15 protein-coding genes are annotated in these 18,345 nt (G+C 68.6%); 6 read left to right on the top strand and 9 right to left on the bottom strand.

Features of this window, described 5'->3' with window-relative positions; all coding sequences use genetic code 11:
• Nucleotides 1-134: 134 nt before the first annotated feature.
• A complete protein-coding gene (leuS, locus tag JSQ98_RS02430; RefSeq protein WP_211648210.1) occupies nucleotides 135-2,675 on the bottom strand; it encodes a leucine--tRNA ligase in 2,541 nt (846 codons plus the stop codon).
• 248 nt (nucleotides 2,676-2,923) lie between these two features.
• On the opposite strand from leuS, the gene JSQ98_RS02425 reads away from it, so the two are divergent.
• Complete coding sequence (locus JSQ98_RS02425) at nucleotides 2,924-3,463, top strand: SRPBCC domain-containing protein (RefSeq protein ID WP_211648208.1); 540 nt, start codon at nucleotides 2,924-2,926, stop codon at nucleotides 3,461-3,463.
• A gap of 21 nt (nucleotides 3,464-3,484) precedes the next feature.
• Here the strand turns inward: JSQ98_RS02425 and JSQ98_RS02420 are convergent, their stop codons facing one another.
• Nucleotides 3,485-4,903 carry an anthranilate synthase component I family protein gene (locus JSQ98_RS02420; protein ID WP_249290699.1) on the bottom strand — a complete coding sequence of 473 codons (1,419 nt, stop codon included), beginning with the start codon at nucleotides 4,901-4,903 and terminating at the stop codon, nucleotides 3,485-3,487.
• Between the two features lie 34 nt (nucleotides 4,904-4,937).
• On the opposite strand from JSQ98_RS02420, the gene JSQ98_RS02415 reads away from it, so the two are divergent.
• On the top strand, nucleotides 4,938-5,660 hold the full coding sequence (locus JSQ98_RS02415) for a maleylpyruvate isomerase N-terminal domain-containing protein (protein WP_211648207.1): 723 nt from the start codon (nucleotides 4,938-4,940) through the stop codon (nucleotides 5,658-5,660).
• Nucleotides 5,657-6,475 (top strand): aminotransferase class IV, encoded by an 819-nt coding sequence (locus tag JSQ98_RS02410; RefSeq protein ID WP_211648206.1) that lies wholly within the window; start codon nucleotides 5,657-5,659, stop codon nucleotides 6,473-6,475. Before JSQ98_RS02415 ends, JSQ98_RS02410 begins: the two co-directional genes overlap by 4 nt.
• On the opposite strand, the gene cydC is transcribed toward JSQ98_RS02410, so the two are convergent.
• The 4 genes from cydC to JSQ98_RS02390 form a co-directional block, all read right to left on the bottom strand.
• Nucleotides 6,450-8,162 carry a thiol reductant ABC exporter subunit CydC gene (gene cydC, locus JSQ98_RS02405; protein ID WP_249290698.1) on the bottom strand — a complete coding sequence of 571 codons (1,713 nt, stop codon included), beginning with the start codon at nucleotides 8,160-8,162 and terminating at the stop codon, nucleotides 6,450-6,452. The two genes, JSQ98_RS02410 and cydC, sit on opposite strands and share 26 nt — an antisense overlap.
• Nucleotides 8,162-9,868, bottom strand: a complete 1,707-nt coding sequence (gene cydD, locus JSQ98_RS02400) for a thiol reductant ABC exporter subunit CydD (RefSeq protein WP_211648205.1) — start codon at nucleotides 9,866-9,868, stop codon at nucleotides 8,162-8,164. The genes cydC and cydD overlap by 1 nt, the downstream gene beginning before the upstream one ends.
• Before the next feature lie 105 nt (nucleotides 9,869-9,973).
• Nucleotides 9,974-11,002, bottom strand: a complete 1,029-nt coding sequence (gene cydB / locus JSQ98_RS02395) for a cytochrome d ubiquinol oxidase subunit II (RefSeq protein WP_211648204.1) — start codon at nucleotides 11,000-11,002, stop codon at nucleotides 9,974-9,976.
• Between the two features lie 9 nt (nucleotides 11,003-11,011).
• Nucleotides 11,012-12,466, bottom strand: a complete 1,455-nt coding sequence (locus JSQ98_RS02390) for a cytochrome ubiquinol oxidase subunit I (RefSeq protein WP_211648203.1) — start codon at nucleotides 12,464-12,466, stop codon at nucleotides 11,012-11,014.
• Nucleotides 12,467-12,729: 263 nt separating this feature from the next.
• Here JSQ98_RS02390 and JSQ98_RS02385 point away from each other — a divergent pair, with 263 nt between their 5' ends.
• The 3 genes from JSQ98_RS02385 to JSQ98_RS02375 are packed head-to-tail and all read left to right on the top strand — an operon-like array spanning nucleotide 12,730 to nucleotide 15,542.
• Nucleotides 12,730-13,413 (top strand): VTT domain-containing protein, encoded by a 684-nt coding sequence (locus JSQ98_RS02385; RefSeq protein ID WP_090148486.1) that lies wholly within the window; start codon nucleotides 12,730-12,732, stop codon nucleotides 13,411-13,413.
• A gap of 9 nt (nucleotides 13,414-13,422) precedes the next feature.
• A complete protein-coding gene (locus JSQ98_RS02380; protein ID WP_346728705.1) occupies nucleotides 13,423-14,472 on the top strand; it encodes an App1 family protein phosphatidate phosphatase in 1,050 nt (349 codons plus the stop codon).
• A complete protein-coding gene (locus JSQ98_RS02375; protein WP_211648202.1) occupies nucleotides 14,469-15,542 on the top strand; it encodes an FUSC family protein in 1,074 nt (357 codons plus the stop codon). Before JSQ98_RS02380 ends, JSQ98_RS02375 begins: the two co-directional genes overlap by 4 nt.
• 56 nt (nucleotides 15,543-15,598) lie before the next feature.
• On the opposite strand, the gene JSQ98_RS02370 is transcribed toward JSQ98_RS02375, so the two are convergent.
• The 3 genes from JSQ98_RS02370 to JSQ98_RS02360 all read right to left on the bottom strand — a co-directional run bounded on the left by JSQ98_RS02370 (nucleotide 15,599) and on the right by JSQ98_RS02360 (nucleotide 18,321).
• On the bottom strand, nucleotides 15,599-16,156 hold the full coding sequence (locus JSQ98_RS02370) for a YceI family protein (RefSeq protein WP_090148477.1): 558 nt from the start codon (nucleotides 16,154-16,156) through the stop codon (nucleotides 15,599-15,601).
• Nucleotides 16,157-16,261: 105 nt separating this feature from the next.
• Nucleotides 16,262-16,990 (bottom strand): type 1 glutamine amidotransferase, encoded by a 729-nt coding sequence (locus tag JSQ98_RS02365; RefSeq protein ID WP_211648200.1) that lies wholly within the window; start codon nucleotides 16,988-16,990, stop codon nucleotides 16,262-16,264.
• The gene (locus JSQ98_RS02360) at nucleotides 16,987-18,321 is read right to left on the bottom strand and encodes a Mur ligase family protein (RefSeq protein ID WP_211648199.1); all 1,335 of its coding nucleotides are present in this window, start codon (nucleotides 18,319-18,321) and stop codon (nucleotides 16,987-16,989) included. The genes JSQ98_RS02365 and JSQ98_RS02360 overlap by 4 nt, the downstream gene beginning before the upstream one ends.
• Between the last annotated feature and the right edge of the window lie 24 nt (nucleotides 18,322-18,345).

Genomic DNA, 18,345 nt, shown 5'->3' with positions numbered 1-18,345 from the left:
TTCACCCCACGCACCCATCCATCCCATCCCCTCCCCTGCGAGCGGGGTCACTGTTGGTGCGTGTCATGGGTCCGACACGCACCAACAGTGACCCCGCTCGCAGGGCGAAGGAGGAAAGAGAGCGGGAGCCCGCGCTAGGCGGCCGGCTTCGTCGCGATGCTGACGATCTTCGGCACGCGCACGATCACGTTGACGACCTGTCGATCACCGATCGCGCGCTGCACCGCGGCCGACGCACGGGCAGCCGCTTCGGCCTCGGCCTCCGACACCGACGCTGGGAGCGTCAGGCGATCCCGCACCTTGCCGTCCACCTGCACGACCATCGTGACCTCGTCTTCGACGAGCAGTGCCGCATCGGCGACCGGCCACTCCACGAGCGCAACGCTCGGCTCGAACCCGAGCTTCGCCCACATGTCCTCGGCGGCGTAGGGCGCGAAGAGCGAGAGGATGACGGTGATCGCCTCGGCCGACTCGCGCACCGCGGGATTCGCGGCGCCGACGCCCGAGTCGATCGCCTTGCGGGTCACGTTCACCTGCTCCATGAGGCGCGCGACGACCACGTTGAATTTGTAGGCCTCGATGAGCCCCGGCGCATCGGCGAGCAGGCGGTGCGTGGCTCGCCGGAGCCCGGCGTCCCCCTCGGAGAACGCTGCCCCGCGCGGCGCCCCCGCCGTCTGCACGTCGTCGACGACGCGCCAAGCCCGGGCGAGGAACTTCGCCGACCCCTGCACCGACACGTCCGCCCAGTCGATGTCGTCTTCTGGCGGCCCCGCGAACGCGAGCGTCACGCGCAACGCGTCGGCCCCGTGCGCCTTGAGCTCGCTCGCGAACTCGACGAGATTGCCCTTCGACTTCGACATCTTCGCACCGTCCTGCAGCACCATGCCCTGGTTCAGCAGCGCGGTGAACGGCTCGTCGAAGTCGAGGTAACCGAGATCGTGCAGCACCTTCGTGATGAAGCGCGAGTACAGCAGGTGCAGAATCGCGTGCTCGACACCGCCCGCGTACTGGTCGATCGGCCCCCAGGCATTGACGAGCTCCGGGTCGAACGCCTGCGTCGCATCGTTCGCCGACAGGAAGCGCAGGTAGTACCACGAGCTGTCGACGAAGGTGTCCATCGTGTCAGGGTCGCGCGTCCAGGTCTCGCCGGTCTCGGGATCGACGACCGTCGCCCACTCCGTGGCGGCACCGAGCGGTGACGCTCCCTTCGGCTTGAGGTCCAGCCCCTCGGAGGCCGGCAGCTGTACGGGCAGCGCCTCGGAATCGACCGGGCGCATCTCGCCGCTCTCGTGATGGAGAATCGGGATCGGCGTGCCCCAGTAGCGCTGCCGCGAGATCAGCCAGTCGCGCAACCGGTACGTGGTCGACGCGCGACCGGTGCCGCGCTCCTCGAGCACCTCGACCGCGCGGGCGATCGCCTCGTTCTTCGGCAGCCCGTCGAGCTCGCCCGAGTTGACGAGCACCCCTTCGCCGGCCGTCGCGACGCCGCTCTCCGCGGGGTCGGGCAGGGCGGCGCCGTCGGCGTCGCGCACGTCGACGACCACGCGCACTGGCAGGTCGAACTTCAGCGCGAAATCGAGGTCTCGCTGATCGTGCGCCGGTACCGCCATGATCGCGCCGTGCCCGTAATCGGCGAGCACGTAGTCGGAGGCCCACACGGGAATGCGCTCCCCGTTGACCGGGTTCACCGCGAAGTGGTCCAGGAAGACGCCGGTCTTCTCACGATCCGCGCTCTGCCGCTCGATCTCCGTCTGCTTCTGCGTCTGGGCCAGGTAGTCCTGGAAATTCCTGCGCACCTCTTCCGAGGCGCCCGCCGCGAGCTCCGCCGCCAGGTCGGCGTCGGGGGCGACCACCATGAAGGTCGCGCCGTGCAGCGTATCGGGGCGCGTCGTGAAGACCGGAACCTTCTCCTCACGGCCCTCGATCTCGAACTCGACCTCGGCCCCCCGCGAGCGCCCGATCCAGTTGCGCTGCATGTTGAGCACCTTGGTGGGCCACTGACCCTCGAGCGCGTCGAGATCGTCGAGCAGGCGATCCGCGTAGTCGGTGATGCGGAAGTACCACTGCGTCAGCTTCTTCTTCACGACCATGGCGCCCGAGCGCTCGGAGGTGCCGTCCGCGAGCACCTGCTCGTTCGCGAGCACGGTCTGATCGACCGGATCCCAGTTGACCCAGCTCGCCTTGCGGTAGGCGAGACCCTTCTCGTACATCTTCAAGAAGAGCCACTGGTTCCACTTGTAGTACTCGGGGTCGCTCGTGTGGAGCACGCGGCTCCAATCGAAGGAGGGCGCGTAGAGGCGGAACGAGGCCTTCTGCTGCGCGATGTTGGCGTACGTCCACTCCCGGGGATCCACCCCGCGCTTGATGGCCGCATTCTCGGCGGGCAGCCCGAAGGAGTCCCAGCCGATCGGGTGCAGCACATCGTAGCCGCGTCCGCGCCAATAGCGTGCGAGCACGTCGCCGAAGCAGAACGCTTCTGCGTGCCCCATGTGGAGATCGCCCGATGGGTACGGGAACATGTCGAGCACGTACTTCTTGGGGCGCGCTGCCCCGGGCGCGGAGGCTCCCTCGGTGTCGACCTCGAACGGCTTCAGCTCGTCCCACACGGGAAGCCAGCGGTCCTGGATCGCCTGGAAGTCATAGCCCTCGGCGTCGCGCTCCTGCTGCTCGGTCACACATACCTCGATCTCGGTTCGAATCGCCCGCGTTCGCGAGCGCACACTTCCGACCAGAATACCCGGTACCGAGCGGGTGGAGCGCCCAGCTCCCGCGCGCTGAGCGGCACGGCGCCGACGGCGGAGCGGCGAGGCGTCGCGCGCCGGCGAGGTGGCGGGGTCACCGCGCTGGGCGCATACTGGGCAGCACCCCGGCGATCCGCCGCCCATTCGGGTGCGCGAGCCGGGCGCGCAGCAGAGGAGCTCGCATGTCACTCTCGCCACAGCCCGATGAGACGATCGAGCCGTCGCCCGTCGAGACGCCGTTCGCCGCCGCATTCGATCCGGAGCGCGATCTCTCGATCACGCGCATCATCCGCGCTCCCCGTGCGATCGTGTGGCGCGCGTGGACGGATCCGGATCGCCTGGCCCGCTGGTGGATCCCCGCCCCTATGACGGCACGCGTCGAACGGCTCGAACTCGTGCCGGGCGGCGCGCTCATCACGAGCATGAGCGAGGACGGAAAGACCTTCGAGCCGCACATGAATGCCGTATTCGTGACCGTCGAGGCCTCGAGGCGCATCGTCTTCACGAACGCGCTCGACGCCCAGTGGCGGCCCGCCTCTCCGGCACCCGTTGCCGTGACCGCCGAGTTCACCCTCACCGACCACCCGGAGGGCACGGCGTACCGGGCCACGGCGCGTCATGCGAGCGCGGACGACCGCGCGAGGCATGAGGAGCTCGGCTTCGTCGACGGCTGGACGATGGTGACCGCGGCACTCGCGGCACTGGTCGAGCGCGAGGTCTGAGCGGGCCGCGCCCGAGTCCGATCAGCGGGTGAGCGCAGAGAGCAGCGCGGCGGCCTTGAGGTGCTTCTCCGCGACCTCGTCGGCGGCGACTGAATCGATGGTGATGCCTCCCCCGGCGCCGACAGCGACCGCAGGTCGATCGCCCCGCCGCATCTCGACGCTGCGAATCGTCATCGCGAGCTCCGCGTCGCCCCGGCGATCGATCCACCCGAAGCACCCCGAGTAGAACCCGCGCGGCCCGCCCTCCAACCGCTGCAGCAGCTGCACGGCCCGGAGCTTCGGGGCACCCGTCATGGAACCGCCGGGAAACGCGGCGACGATGGCGTCCCAGATGCCCTGGCCGCCCGCCAAGGTGCCGGAGACCGTGCTCACGAGCTGATGCACATGAGCGTGGGTCTCGATATCGAGAAACCGGTCGACGCGCACCGAGCCCGGCTCGCACACGCGATTCAGGTCGTTGCGCATCAGGTCGACGATCATCAGGTTCTCCGCGCGCTCCTTCGGATCGGCCGCGAGTGCTGCCGCGAGCGCACGATCGCTGCTCGGCGACCCTCCTCGACGACGGGTGCCCTTGATCGGGTGCGTCGAGACCGTCGCACCGCGGACCGAGAGAAACCGCTCCGGGCTCGCGCTGACGAGCACGTGCGAGCCCGCGTCGACGATTCCGCCCCGCACCGGCGCTCCTGACGCGCTCAGGCGTCGGTACACCTCGATGGCGTCGAACACTCCCGTGGCCTCGGCGGTGTCGGTCAGGCAGAGCACGTAGGCGTCGCCCGCCCGGATGGCGTCCCGGCAGCGTTCGACCGCCGCGGCGTAGTCGGCATCCCCGCTGCGCCACTGGGCCGGGGAGGCTTCGGGATCAGACGCCGGCGCCGACATCTCCGCTCCTCGCTCCCGGGCGCGCAGATGCTCTCCGTGCTCCGCGAGCCACGCATCGACCGCGGCGGTGCTCGGTCCGCGCAATTCGACGGCTCCGGAGTCGTGATCGACGGCCACGACCACATCGCACCGGAGCGCAACGGCGGCAGGGTCGGCGGGGGTCCCGGGCTCCACGTCCGACGCCACGGGCGGCCCGAGGAGCGCGACGCCGAATTCGTAGGTGAGCGCGATCACCCATCCCCCTGCGAAACCGACGGCTGCCCGACGAGCGCCGCATACCGGCGCGTCTCCAGCAGTGTCCGAGGCGTGGTCACCGGCGGGCGACACGGCGTCCGACGCGTCCCGCAGATCCGAGAGGAAGGCGCGTTCGCCTCCCGGGGCGGCGAGGCGCACCTCGCCCGCGATCCCGAGCGTCGACACCCGCGGCTCCCCCGGTGCTGCCCCGGCTCCGTCGAACCAGAACCAGGGCGACCCGGTGTCGGCGAAGCGACGTGCGATCTCGACGGCGCTCACGCGCGCACGCACGGCGCGAGCGACCGGTTCACGCATCGGATCGGGCATCGTCTCAGCGTACCGCCGGTGCTACGCTCACGACATGCACGAGGGAGACGGGATCGTTGAGTCGCGCACGGAGTTCGCTGCTGCCACCGCGTGGGCCGTGAGCGTGGTCGACGGCGTGCCGGATACTCACTGGCGTGCCCCTGGTCTCGGCGATTGGGATCTGCGCGCGCTCGTCGGGCACACGAGTCGCGCGCTCCTCACGGTCGAGCGGGGGCTCGCCGCACCGCTCGAGGTCGATGCCGTCGGGGGCGCGGAGCAGTACTTCGCCCGTGCGTCCGGCGCGACTGCGGCGAGCGGCGCTTCGGTGAGCGCCCGCGGAGTCGAGGCGGGCACGGCGCTCGGCGAGGACCCGGCTCTGCGCTTCGCCGAGATCGCTGCTCGCGTACTCGGCGCCGTGCGAGACGCCGGAGACCCGATCGTCAGCACGGTCGTCGGCGGGATGCGATTGAGCGCGTACCTGCGGACTCGCACCTTCGAGCTGATCGTGCACGGTCTCGACATCTGCGAGGCGGTGCGTGCCGCGTCTGACACCGCGAGCACCCGAACGGGCCCGCCCGACGAGTTCGCCGAGCCTCCGACCGCTCCGCTTCTGAGCGCGATGCGGCTCGCCGGAGCCCTCGCGGTCGGCAACGGAGACGGCCGGGAGGTGCTGCGCGCCCTCACGGGACGCGGGGAGCTTCGATCGGGCTATTCCGTGCTCGCGCGCGCGCGTGAAGATCGCAGCACGAGTGCCCAGAGTCGGGACCGGGATCGGTGACCCCGGAGAGCGGCACCGACGGGGCCACGGGCAGGCTTCTCGCCGCCGACTCGTTCCGCGTGCGCGGAGCGGTCAGGGGCGGTGAAGCAGGCGCACACGTCGACGCAGCGGTGCGCGGTTTCGCGCGCCACCTCGAGCGCTTCGCGCAGACGGCCCACGCCGCCTGGCTCGACGCGTCGCCAGAGGCTAACCCCGCGGAGGTCAGAGGTCGCGTCTCCGCGTTTCTCGATTCGGCGCGGAGCCGACTCGCGAGAAGCGGTGACGGGTTTCCTCGGTTCGAACTGTGGGAACCCGGCCCGAGCGACAGCATTCGCGAACCCCGACTCGCTCTCGCGATCCGGAAACTGCCGCAGTTGCAGCTCACGATCGCACTCCGATCGTGTCCGAGCGGGCCGCTGCCGCGCGCTCGCCGCAAGGGGCCCAACATCGCCAGCTACGCCGCACTCAGGCACGAGCTCGGGGCCGAGCCGCTCCTCCTCGATCGCGACGGTCGCGTGCTCGAGGGAGCGACGACCAGCCTGATCTGGTGGAACCGCGAAACGCACCGGGGCGCCGTTTCTGCACTCCCCGACCGCGTCCCGTCGGTTACGGAAGCGCTCATCCGCGAAGCTGCCGAGCTCGAGCCGCGGGTCGCGACGCTGAACGAGCTGCTGCACCACGAGGTCTGGGCGGTCAACGCCCTCCACGGCATCCGACCGGTGTCGCACCTCGACGGTGCCCGTTGCGCACCGCACGATCAGGAACGACTGGCGCACTTCCGCGAGATGCTCGATCGCCGCTGGGAGCCGATCACAGATCCACGCGCGAGGCGCTGATCTCCTGCGGCAGCTCGGTATGGGTGATGAGGATCACCGCCCGATCATCGGGCACTGCCCCCAGCAGGTCGAGCACCAGTCGGTCGGCGAGCTCGCGATCGACGCCCGCGGTCGGCTCGTCGAGCACGACGACCGGGAAATCGGCCAGGATGGCGCGAGCGAGCGCGATCCGCTGCGCCTGGCCGCCGGAGATCCAGGCTCCGTCCGCACCCAGCCGCGCATCGAGGCCGCCGCGCTCGAGCGCCCACTCGGCGAGACCGACGCGATCCAGCACCGCCCAGAGATCGTCGTCACTCGCGGTACCGCGCTCCTCGCTGTCGCGGGCGAACTTGAGATTCTGGCGCAGATCGGAGTCGAAGAGATAGGGCCGCTGCTCGCAGAGACCGACGATCTCGCGAACGGCGTCGGCGGGCAGCGCCCGTGCATCGAGGCCTCGCACGCGGTACTCCCCGCGCGATTCGAGGAATCTCACGAGGGCGAGCGCGAGGGTGCTCTTGCCCGCTCCGCTCGCGCCGCGAACGACGAGCGTCTCGCCCGCATCGAGAACGAAATCGACGCCGCTGATCGCATCACTCGCGGCCCCCGGGTACCTGGCGGCGAGCCCGCGCACTTCGATCAGCGGCGCTCCGACGGGGGCGCGAACCGCTTCGCGCCCCACCGGAGACGGTTCATCGGCATCTCCCGTGTCGGCGACGAGTTCGCTCGGCAGCGCGCCCTCCGTGAGATCGGCGACGCGATCGGCGCTCGCCTGCACCGTGCGCCTGGCAGACAGAGCTGCGGGAACCTGCGCGAAGACCTCGAAGACGGCGGCGGGAACGACGACGGCAGCAGCGAAGAGCGGCGCGGAGAGCCCGTCGCCCAACGTCGGCAGCATCGCGACGATTGCGAGGAGCGAGGCCGCTCCGGCAGCGCACCCGAGGACGGCGGCCGTGAGGCCGGCCGAGCGCGCGCGGCGGAGCTGGAGGGTCGCGAGGCGCTGCTCGGCAGCGGCGATCCGCGCACGCTGCATCTCGACGGCGTCGAAGGCCAGGAGCACCTCGCCCGCGGAGAAGCGCTCGAGCAGCGCGTCGACGACTGCGGCTCGTGCGGCGCTCAGCTCCCGATCCTGCGCGCCCGAGAGCCGGTTCGCCAGCGCGACTGCCACGCCGCCGCCGATCACGAGCGCGCCGAGCAGCACGAGCGCGGCCGGCACCGATATGAGTGCGACGACCATCACGCTCAGACCTGTGACGATGCCGCTCACGATGAGCGGCTGGCGCACCCGCAGCGCTTCGTCCTGCAGCTGGTCGACGTCATCGACGAACGCTGCGAGCACTTCTCCCCGCCGGTGCGACTCCAGCGCGCCCGGCACCCGCGGCACGAGTGACGCGAAGGTGCGCGACCGCAGCACGGCGAGCTGAGCGAGCGCCGCATCGTGGCTCGTGAGCCGCTCGGCGTACCGGAAGGCGGCGCGACCGATCGCGAGCGCTCGCACGCCGACGATCGCGAACGTGAGATGGAGGATCGGGGGCTGCTCCCCCGCCCGCACGATCAGCCACATGCTCAGCCCGAGCAGGCCGACGACGCTCGCATCTGCCAGCACTCCGAGCAGAATGCCGGGAAGACGCCGCGACCGGCTCGGCATGGCCCGATCGAGTACCGCTCGCCGCTGCCGATGGGTGACCGGTTCGGTCTGCATCGCGCGCATCAGGCGTCCACCCCCGCAATGCTCGGCTCCGGATGACTCGCATCGATGCGCACCACGCGATCGGCTGCCCGGTGCACCGCTTCCCGGTGACTGACGACGAGCACGGCCCGCCCGGCATCCGCCTCCGCGCGAAGAGCGGCGCACACCAACGCCTCGCTCGACGAGTCCAAGGCAGAGCTGGGCTCATCGAGCACGAGCGCGCCGCAGTCGAGCCGCCATGCTCGATACAGCGCCCTGGCCACGGCGATGCGCTGGGCCTGACCACCGGACACGCCGGCGCCTGCGACGCCCAGTTCGAGGCCGAGGTCGAGGTGCTCGAGACCGACGGCGTCGAGCGCGCGCCGCGCGAGCGCGCGATCGGGTTCGTCCGACCCGAGCGCCACGTTCTCGGCGATGCTGCCGTGCAGCAGGCCGGGACGCTGGCCCGACCACGCGAGCGCACCGGGTGCGACGATACGCCCGCGGATCGGCTCGACGAAGCCGAGCAGCACCGCGACCAACGTCGATTTTCCGGCGCCGGATGGTCCGGACATCGCCACCATCTCTCCTGGAGCGACATCGAACGACACGGGACCGACGACGCGCCGGCCTCCCCTGGCGACGCTGACCGCGTCGAAACTCAGTCCGGGCTGTCGCCCGTCGGCCGAGCGCCGCGCGTCGCGAGCGTCACCGCCCTCAGGGGATGCTGTCCCGTTCGGGCGCGAATCAGCCGTCTCGATGATCGCGAAGACCCGCGACGCAGCCGCCAGGCCTTCGGTCGATGCGTGGAACGCAGCACCGACCTGCCGGATCGGCACGAAGGTCTCGGGGAGCAGCAGCAGCACGAAGAGGCCGAGCCCGAGGGGGAACTCGCCGCTCACCAGCCGGGTTCCGACCGTCACCGCGACGAGCGCGATCGAGAAGGTGCCGGCGAGATCGAGCACGAACCCCGAGAGGAAGGTGACGCGCAGCACGCTCATGGTGCGCGAGCGGTACTCATCGGTCTCGCGGGTGATGCGCGCGACCTGCCGGCCCTGCCTGCCGAAGATCCGCAGAGTGGCGAGGCCGGCAACGACGTCCAGGAATGACGATGAGAGGCGCTGCAACTGCTCCCACTGCCGATCCTGCACTGCCTGCGTCGCAAGACCGATGAGGATCATGAAGACCGGGATGATCGGGAACACCACGACCACGATCAGGCCACTGAGCGGATCTGCGAGCAGGACGGCGAGGATGAGGATGGGAGTGGCGACACCCGTGAGCAGGAGCTGCGGGATGTACCCGGAGAAGTAGCCGTCGAGCGCGTCCAGCCCGCGGCCGAGCGACGTCGCCAGTTCGGCGTCGCCCGGCCCGTCATCCCGCTGGGGCGAGCGGGCGTCGAGCGCATCGAGCGCCGCCGCTCGGAGCTGAGCTTTCACGCGGACCGCACCGCGCGCCGCGACGGCGTCCATGCCCCAACCGGCGATGGAACGCACGCACACGGCGGCCAGCGCGCCGAGCATGAGCCAGGGAAGCTGACCGGTATCGAACGCCCCCTCGTCGATTCTGCCCCGCACCCCGGGAATGCCGTCCATCACGGGAAGGGCTGCAGCGGTGACTGCCTGCGCCAGGCACCACGCCCAGGCCAGCACCGCGCAGGTGCGCAGCAGACCGAGCCCGGCGCCGATGATCAGCACGCCGCGCGCAGCGCGCGCATACCGGAGCAATCTCGGGTCGAAGGGTTTCACGAGGTTCCTGAGTGTCGATGGGCGGCGGAAGTCACAACCGCTCGAGGCAGTCTACGGGAGCCCGGGGAGTCACATCAGATGAAACCCCGGGCCCTGCGCACCGACTCAGTGCGCACCTACGGGAATCGCCTCCCGGGTCAACCGCTTCCGGAAGATCCAGTACGTCCACGCTTGGTACGCGAGCACGAGCGGAAGGGTGAAGACCGCGACCCACGTCATGAGCTCGAGCGTCTTCTGCGAACTCGCGGCGCCGACGATCGACATGGAGTACGAGGGGTCGATGCTCGATGCCATGAGATTCGGGAACATCGCCATGAAGATCGCGAGCAGAGCGAACGCGATGGCGATCGCGTTGCCGGTGAAGGCCCACCCTTCTCGTCCGACGAGATTCGTGGCCCAACCTCCGATGAGCGCGAGTGCGGCGACCGCTGAGCAGAGCACGATCACCCACAGCGTCGGGCTATCGGTGTGCTGCATGATCGTCCATCCGAGGAACGTCGCTCCCGCGATGATCGCCGCGGCACCGACCTTCGTGGCGAGCGAGCGAGCTCGCACTCGCATGTCACCCGCGGTCTTCAGCGAGATGAACACCAGACCGTGCGCGAACGTGATGAGGAGCATCGTGAGTCCGCCGAGCAGCCCGTAGGGGTTCAGCAGAGTGAGCAGTGTGCCCTGGTAGATCCAGCCGCCGTTCTCCATCGGCGCTATCGGGAGCCCCTGGGCGAGGTTCGCGAACGCGACGCCCCAGAGGAGCGGCGGCACCACCGAACCCCAGAAGATGAACTGATCGAACCACCGTGTCCATTCGCGACCCTTGCCCTGGTGCCGGTATTCGAACGAGACCCCGCGCAGAATCAGGGCGACGAGGATCACGAGGAGCGCCAGGTAGAAGCCGGAGAACATCGTCGCGTACCACTCGGGGAACGCGGCGAAGAGCGAGGCGCCCGCGACGATGAGCCACGTCTCGTTGAGATCCCAGACGGGACCGATCGTGTTGATGATGAGACGCCGGTCGCGGTCGTCCCTCCCGAGGAACGGCAGCGACATGCCAACGCCGAAATCGAATCCGTCGAGCACGAAGTAGCCGATGAGCATCGCCCCGACGATGAAGAACCAGAGTGTGGTGAGTTCCATGTCCGTCTCCTAGTAGACCGTGGCGAGCTGCTGGTGGTCAGCGTCGCCCGGCTTGCCGTCGGCATCCGAGCTCAGCGCGATCTCGGGCGGGCCCTCTTTCGCCGCCTTCGTGATGAGCTTGAATTCGACGACGGCGAGGGCGCCGTACACGATCGTGAAGACGAGCAGGGAGATCAGCACCGCCCATCCGGGAACTCCGGGCGACACGCCCTGTTCGGTCGTCATCACGCCGAAGACGATCCATGGCTGGCGGCCCATCTCGGTGAAGACCCACCCCACCAGCGAGGCGAGCATCGGGAGCGGCGCGGTCCAGATCGCGACCTTCCACACCCAGTCGGGAAGGTCCATGCTCTTCCGGGTGATCCAGAGCCCGACGACCGAGACGAGCGCCGCGAGTGCGCCGAGGCCGATCATCCAGCGGAACGCCCAATAGGTGACCCAGATGATGGGTGCGAACTGACCGTCGGTCGGGCACGTGAGCAGCGAATCGGCGCCGCAGTACTGCGCGGTGTATTCGGCCTGCAGATCGCGGATGCCCTCGACGGACCCGTTGAACGTGCCGTTCGAGAGGAAGGACAGCAGATAGGGGATGCGGATCGAGAAGATCTCGTGGGCCCCGTCGGGGGTGCCGAGGCTGAACACGGAGAACGACGCATCGGCGCCGGAGGCGTTCTCGTAGAGCGCTTCCGCAGCGGCCATCTTCATCGGCTGCGTCTCGGTCATGACCATGCCGAGCGAGTGGCCCGTGAGCCCGACGCCCATGAAGGCGGCGATGTTGGTCCACGCGCCGAAGCGGAGCGCTGTCCGCATCTCGTCGAGGTACTGCCCACGACGCAGGTGCCAGGCGGCGGTCGAGACGACGACGACTCCCGCGAACATCACGGCGGCGAAGATGGTGTGCGGGAACTGCGTCACGGCGACCGGGTTCGTGAGCACGGCGCCGATGCTGTCGAGTTCGGCTCGCCCGCGCTCCTCGTTGATGGTGAATCCATCAGGATTCTGCATGAATGCGTTCGCAGCAAGGATGAAATAGGCCGAGGCGACGGTGCCGAGCCAGACGAACCAGATCGTCATCAGATGGATCTTCTTCGGCAGCTTGTCCCACCCGAAGATCCACAGCCCGATGAAGGTCGCTTCGAAGAAGAAGGCGATGAGTCCTTCCATCGCCAAGGGGGCGCCGAAGATGTCGCCGACGAAGCGGGAGTAGTTCGACCAGTTCATGCCGAACTGGAACTCCTGCACGATGCCGGTCACGACGCCCATCGCGAAGTTGATGAGGAAGATCTTGCCGAACAGACGGGTGAGGCGCAGGTACTTGAACTTGCCCGTCTTCACCCACGCGGTCTGCAGGATGGCGACGAGCAGGCACATGCCGATCGTCAGCGGAACGAAGATGAAGTGGTACAGCGTCGTCAACCCGAACTGCCATCGCGATAGCGTCAGGGGATCAAAGAACTCGTTCATGTAACGCTCCAGAACGAAGGTCGCGCGCCCCACCAAGGGTGCACTCCCTTAGTGAGGTCCGCTACGAGATGTAATTCTCGCCGGAGCCATCGGCCGGATGCCGACTGACTCGATTTTACCGTTTCTGTGAGTTTCCTGCGAATCTGGTTCGGCTTCGAAGCATATTTCACTCGGCGCCGAACGGTATATCTCTCGACGTCGAAACGACCTCGCACCCGCCCGTGCCCGATGTTCCTTGCGACGTCGTCGTTACACTCGGTGGCGTGACCGACTTCCTGAGCACGTTGATCGAATGGATCCGCGACCTCGACCCGGTCCTGCGCACGCTGCTCGCAGGCGTCGGCATGATGCTCGAGACGTCGATCTTCGTCGGCCTCATCGTGCCTGGAGACACCATCGCACTGGTGTCCGCCATCGGAGTGACCACGCCCGCTCAGTTCATCTGGCTCGTCATCGCCCTGATCCTCGGCGCCGTTGCCGGAGAGAGCATCGGCTTCTTCCTCGGCAGATGGATCGGACCCCGAATCCGGGCCAGCCGTGCCGGACGGAGACTCGGCGAGCGCAACTGGCGCATCGCCGAGCACTACCTCGGAGAACGCGGAGGGGTCGCGGTGTTCCTCTCGAGATTCCTGCCGGTGCTGCACTCGCTCGTGCCGTTGACCGCCGGCATGGCGGGAATGCGCTATCGCCGGTTCCTGGTCTGGACCGCAGCGGCCAGCATCGTCTGGTCGCTGATCGTCGTCTCGCTCGGCGTCGGCGCCGCCGCCGGATACGACCAACTCGCAGCACGCGTCAAAGGCGCCGGGTTCGTCTTCGCCGGTCTCGCCGCCGCTGTCGCACTCGCCATCTGGGGAATCAAGAAGTGGTTCCTGCGCCGCGAGCAACGCCACCTCGACGTCGCCGGCGCAGACGAATCGTCTGAGGATCCGCACACCCCGACGCCCTAGACTGTCCTGGTGACTTCGCCACCCCAGCCAGACCCTCGACCCCGCTTCGCGGCTCGCCTGGAGGATTGGCTGCACGGGCGCCGCGCCCGCCGAGCGATCTCGCGCGGGAAGAAACCCTCCGTGATTCCGTACATCGGCTACGGCACGACCGAATGGGTGCGCGTGCTCGGACGCGTGCTGTACCTGAAGCCGGAGAGTCGCGAGCACACCCGCTTCCGGCCGGACGTGGCCGAGGTATCGCGCGTGCGCGGCTGGCGCACCTTCACGAGCCTCTCGGTGCCGCATCAGACGGTGCGCGTACTCATCGACGGCGAGCCCGTCACCGAAGTGACGGCGGATCGCGGCGGGGTCATCGATGCCATCGTGCCGGTGCAGCTCGAACGGGGCTGGCACACCGTGACCCTACAAGCCGGCGACAGCGAGGCGGCCGATGCCCCCGTGAACGTGGTGGCGCCGGAGGCCGAGTTCGGGGTGATCTCCGACATCGACGACACCATCCTGCTCACCGCTCTCCCCCGCCCGTTCGTAGCGGCGTGGAACAGCTTCGTGCTCGACGAGCATGCGCGTTCGGCGACACCCGGCATGGCGGTGATGCTCGATCACCTGATGGCCGAGCATCCCGGCGCCCCCGTCGTCTACCTCTCGACCGGGGCCTGGAACGCAGCGCCCGCGCTCAGCCGCTTCCTGGCGCGCAATCTCTATCCGATGGGGCCGCTCCTGCTCACCGATTGGGGCCCGACGCATGATCGTTGGTTCCGGAGCGGCCGAGAGCACAAACGACGCGAACTGCGACGCATCGTGAGAGAGTTCCCCGGGATCCGTTGGATCTTGATCGGCGACGACGGGCAGCACGACGAGGCGCTGTACCACGAATTCGCGACCGCCCACCCCGAGAGCGTCGCGGCGGTGCTCATCCGACAGCTCTCCGTCGGCGAAGCGGTGCTCGCCGGCGGGCGCTCGAAGGCGCGGCTGCACCGGAGCACGAGCGGCGTGCCCTGGGTGTACGGCCCAGACGGAGCAACACTGCGCGAGGAGCTGCGCAAGCTGGGACTTCTGTGACCGGACCCGCGACCCGCCCGTGGCGCCGGTTCGAGCGCGATCTCACCGGCCGGTTCACGGTGTCGGTGCGGCCCGCCTGGTGGCAGCTGGCCAAGGGCGCCGCCGCGGCGATCCTGACCTGGTTCATCTGCCTCGCGATCTTTCCGGAGCAGCTGCCGATCTTCGGAGCGATCGCCGCGCTGATCGTCATGCAGGACAACGTCGATCAGTCGCTCACCCGCGGAATCGAGCGCGTCGTCGGCGTGCTCGTCGGCGTGGGCGTCGCCATCGGCGCGGGCGCGCTCTTCGGTCCGCAGTCGTGGTTGTTCATCGCGGCCATCATCGTCGCGATGGGCGTCGGGTGGCTGCTGCGCATGACGCCTTCGGCCGCGAATCAGGTCGCGATCAGCGCTCTGCTCATGATCGCGCTCGGCGGCCTCGAACTGCACTACGGCGCCGAGCGCCTCATCGAGACAGCGATCGGAGCCGCGATCGGCGTGGCCTTGAATGCGCTCGTCGTCGCCCCGGTGCGCACGTCTTCGGTGCATCTCGCGATCGTCGACCTCACGCAGCACTCGGCCGAGGTGCTGCGTCGCATCGCCGACGCGCTCGACGAACCGCGCAACCGGCCCTGGCTCGCCGAGATGCTCGCCGACGCCAGGGGGCTGCAAGAGGAGCGCACCCGCGTCCACGCCCTCCTGCGCCAGGCCCGCGAGAGCCTCAGATTCAATCCTCGCAGTCGGCGCTATCGCGAGGGTCTCGCGGAGGACGACGCACAGTTCGAGCGCCTGCAGCGCATCGTCACGCAGATCGTCGGCATGGCTCGCGCGCTCGCCGATCTCTACGCCCCCGAGCTCACCGACGACCCCTTCGTCATCGGCATGGCGGAGGAGATGCGACGTGCCGCGCACGATCTCGAGCTCCTCGTCGAGGGCGGCACGAGGGGCGAGGGCGAGGGCGCGGTCGAGCCACCCGCGCTGACCACTCCCCTCACCATCCCGAGGCCGAATGAGCAGCACTGGGTACTCATCGGCTCTCTGCTGGAGGATCTGCGCCGCGTGCGCGGGCGCATCACCGGCGAACTCGATTGAAACGACGAATCGCCGCCCCGCTTCCGCGGTGACGGCGATTCCAGCAGTGTCGTCGGCTACTTGACGAGCGCCGCCTGCACATCGAGCGTGATCGTCACATCGGACCCGAGCAGCAGCCCGCCCTTTTCGAGGGGAGCGTTCCAGGTCAGCCCGAAGTCCTCGCGCTTGATCCGCGTGGTCGCGGTGAAACCGGCCTTGTAATTGCCGTAGGCGTCCTCGCCGAAGCCGCCGAACTCGAAGTCGAAGGTCACCGGCTTCGTCACCCCGCGGAGCGTCAGATCGCCGTCGACGAAGAAGTTGCCGTTCTCCTCGCGCACGCCCGTCGACACGAAGGTCAGCTTCGGGAACTCATCGGCGGCGAAGAAATCACCGGTGGCCAGGTGTCCGTCGCGGTTCTTCTCGTTCGTGTTCACGGAGGCGACGTCGGCGCTCGCGGTGACGCTCGACTCGAGGGGGTTCTCCGCCGTCGTGAAGGTGGCTTCGAAGGACTCGAACTTGCCCTTGACCTTGCTGATGGCGAGGTGGCGAACGGAGAAGCCGACCTCGGAGTGCGTGGGGTCGACGGCCCACGTTCCGACGCGGTACCCGGGGATCTGCTCTGCGGTGATGGTCATGTCATGCCTTTCGATTGAGTGTGCGAGGTCCGATGAGCACAACTATTACATGCAGACGAATATTCCCGGGTACGAGCAGAAACTTTTCCGCGCGCGGCTCCGGGGCTATCGGGGGCGTCGCTTCGCGCTTTCGCGCGCACGGAGCACGGTGTCGGGCGTCGCCGCGACCGGCGTGAAGGAGCCGTAGCGCCTGCGCGCGGCTTCCCCGATGAGGAAATCGCTGAGCGCGGGATTCTTGGGCAGCAGGGATCCGTGCAGGTAGCTGCCGATCACATTCGCCGTGCGCGCTCCCTCCACACCGGCGCCGGGGGCATTGCCGGCTCCCTGCACCACTCGGCCCAGGGGCGCAGAGCCGGGCCCGAGCTGCGTGCTGCCGCTGTGGTTCTCATAGCCGATGATCTCGCCGAACGCCTCCGTGTCGAGCACGACGTTCCCGATCATCCGTTCCGTCCCGCCGAGGGTCTCGACGTCGAGCACGCCGATCCCCGTGAGCTCGTCACCCGCATGCGTGATGAAGCGGTGGCCGAACAATTGATAGAGCCCGCAGATCATGAGCATCGGCACACCGTCGTCGGCGAGGGTGCGCATCTGATCCGCCCGCTGCGCGAGGTCGAGCGCGACCCTGCCCTGACCAGAGTCCTGCCCGCCCCCGCCGACGATGATGTCGATGGTGTCCGGAAGCGGGTCGCCGGGGTTCACATCGACCACCCGCGGCGAGAAACCATGGGCGGCGGCTCGGCGCGAGAGCGAGAGCACATTGCCACGGTCACCGTAGATGTTCATGTCTCGCGGGTAGAGCGAGACGATGGCGAGTTCGCGATCGGTATCGTTCACCAGACGTCCTCCACATCGGTCAGATCGGCGAGGGCGCGACGCAGGTCGAGCATCGCGGTGTACGTGCAGTAGATGCGCCGCGGGCGACCGAGCGTGCGCTCACGGAAGGTCGCCAGCGCGCGACGGGGGTCTTCCTCGACGTGCCCGACCGGGACGTCGTCGTGCTCGAGACGCAGTGCCATGTCCCAGGCACGCGTACCGCACACCGTATCGACGCCGGACTCCGCGAGAGAGGTGAAATCGACATCCCAGAGCCACGACATGTCCCGGCCGTCCGCGTACTGATCGTTGATCGCGATCATCGCGGCGACGCCCTCGGCCTGGAACGACGCGAGCCCCAGTCGGAATCCAGCCGGATTCTTCACGAGGACGAGTTCGAGCGGCTCCCCGTCGAGCACCAGCTGCTCGCCTCGCCCGAATGCCGGGCGGATCTCCGAGAGCGCCGTCACAAGTTCGCCGGTCGTGGCTGCCCCGCGTTGCCCCGGGGCCTCCGGAGCGATCGGCCCGGCATCCAGAATCTGACGCACGAGGGCGAGCGCAGCCGCCGCGTTGAAGGTGTTGTACAGCCCTTCCAGCTTGAGCGAGGTCCGGTACTGACCGCCGTCGATGCCGAACACCGCTTCATGGTCCCCGACCTCGAGCAGCATCACGTCAGCCGGCGTGCGCTGTTCCCGCGCTGCCTCTGCCGGCGTCGCCGAAAGATGGAAATCGTCGTCACTCGGGAACATGGCGAGGAGCGCATCGGAGAGACCGAACTCGCGCACGTCGACGTGCGCGCCGGTGCGGGCTCGAGTGAGCTCGCCGATGGCTGCGATCAGTCGATCTTCACGATTCACCACCAGGCCCTCGGTCGTGGCATCTGCGATCCGCTGCAGAAGTTTGGCGGTCGTATCGATCTCACCGAAACGGTCGAGCTGATCGCGCAGCACGTTCAACAGCAGTGTGAACCGAGGAGCCACTCGGTCGATGAAGTACATCGCGTGGGCTTCATCGAGTTCGAGCACGGCGACATCCGCATCGAGCCGACCGCGCAGATCGCTCTCCTGAATCGCTGCGGCGACAACCCCGCGGGAGAAATTCGAACCCGTCCGATTCGTGAAGACGCGCAGCCCACGGGCCTCGAGCAGTTCGACGACCATCTTCGTCGTCGTCGTCTTCCCGTTGGTTCCGCTGACCGCCACGACCCCGTACGGCAGCCGGCCCAGGACACGGCCCAGAAAGCCGGGGTCGAGCTTCTCGATCACGAGGCCGGGCAGAGCCGACCCGCCGCCGCGGAGCCGGGCGACCTGCCGCACCGCCTTGCCGATACCGGCTGAAACCACATCACGCATGCTCCCAGCCTAGAGGCAGCGACG

Origin of the sequence: Leucobacter manosquensis, assembly GCF_018304845.1 — a bacterium.
GTDB classification, from domain to species: domain Bacteria; phylum Actinomycetota; class Actinomycetes; order Actinomycetales; family Microbacteriaceae; genus Leucobacter; species Leucobacter alluvii.
This window is presented reverse-complemented; position numbering and strand designations above follow the sequence as displayed.

What these genes read in the sequence shown, in the direction of transcription:
- JSQ98_RS02425 (WP_211648208.1), top strand. Translation starts at nt 2,924, where the DNA reads ATGTCACTCTCGCCACAGCCCGATGAGACGATCGAGCCGTCGCCCGTC.
- JSQ98_RS02420 (WP_249290699.1), bottom strand. Translation starts at nt 4,903, where the DNA reads ATGCCCGATCCGATGCGTGAACCGGTCGCTCGCGCCGTGCGTGCGCGC.
- JSQ98_RS02415 (WP_211648207.1), top strand. Translation starts at nt 4,938, where the DNA reads ATGCACGAGGGAGACGGGATCGTTGAGTCGCGCACGGAGTTCGCTGCT.
- cydC (WP_249290698.1), bottom strand. Translation starts at nt 8,162, where the DNA reads ATGCGCGCGATGCAGACCGAACCGGTCACCCATCGGCAGCGGCGAGCG.
- cydB (WP_211648204.1), bottom strand. Translation starts at nt 11,002, where the DNA reads ATGGAACTCACCACACTCTGGTTCTTCATCGTCGGGGCGATGCTCATC.
- JSQ98_RS02390 (WP_211648203.1), bottom strand. Translation starts at nt 12,466, where the DNA reads ATGAACGAGTTCTTTGATCCCCTGACGCTATCGCGATGGCAGTTCGGG.
- JSQ98_RS02370 (WP_090148477.1), bottom strand. Translation starts at nt 16,156, where the DNA reads ATGACCATCACCGCAGAGCAGATCCCCGGGTACCGCGTCGGAACGTGG.
- JSQ98_RS02360 (WP_211648199.1), bottom strand. Translation starts at nt 18,321, where the DNA reads ATGCGTGATGTGGTTTCAGCCGGTATCGGCAAGGCGGTGCGGCAGGTC.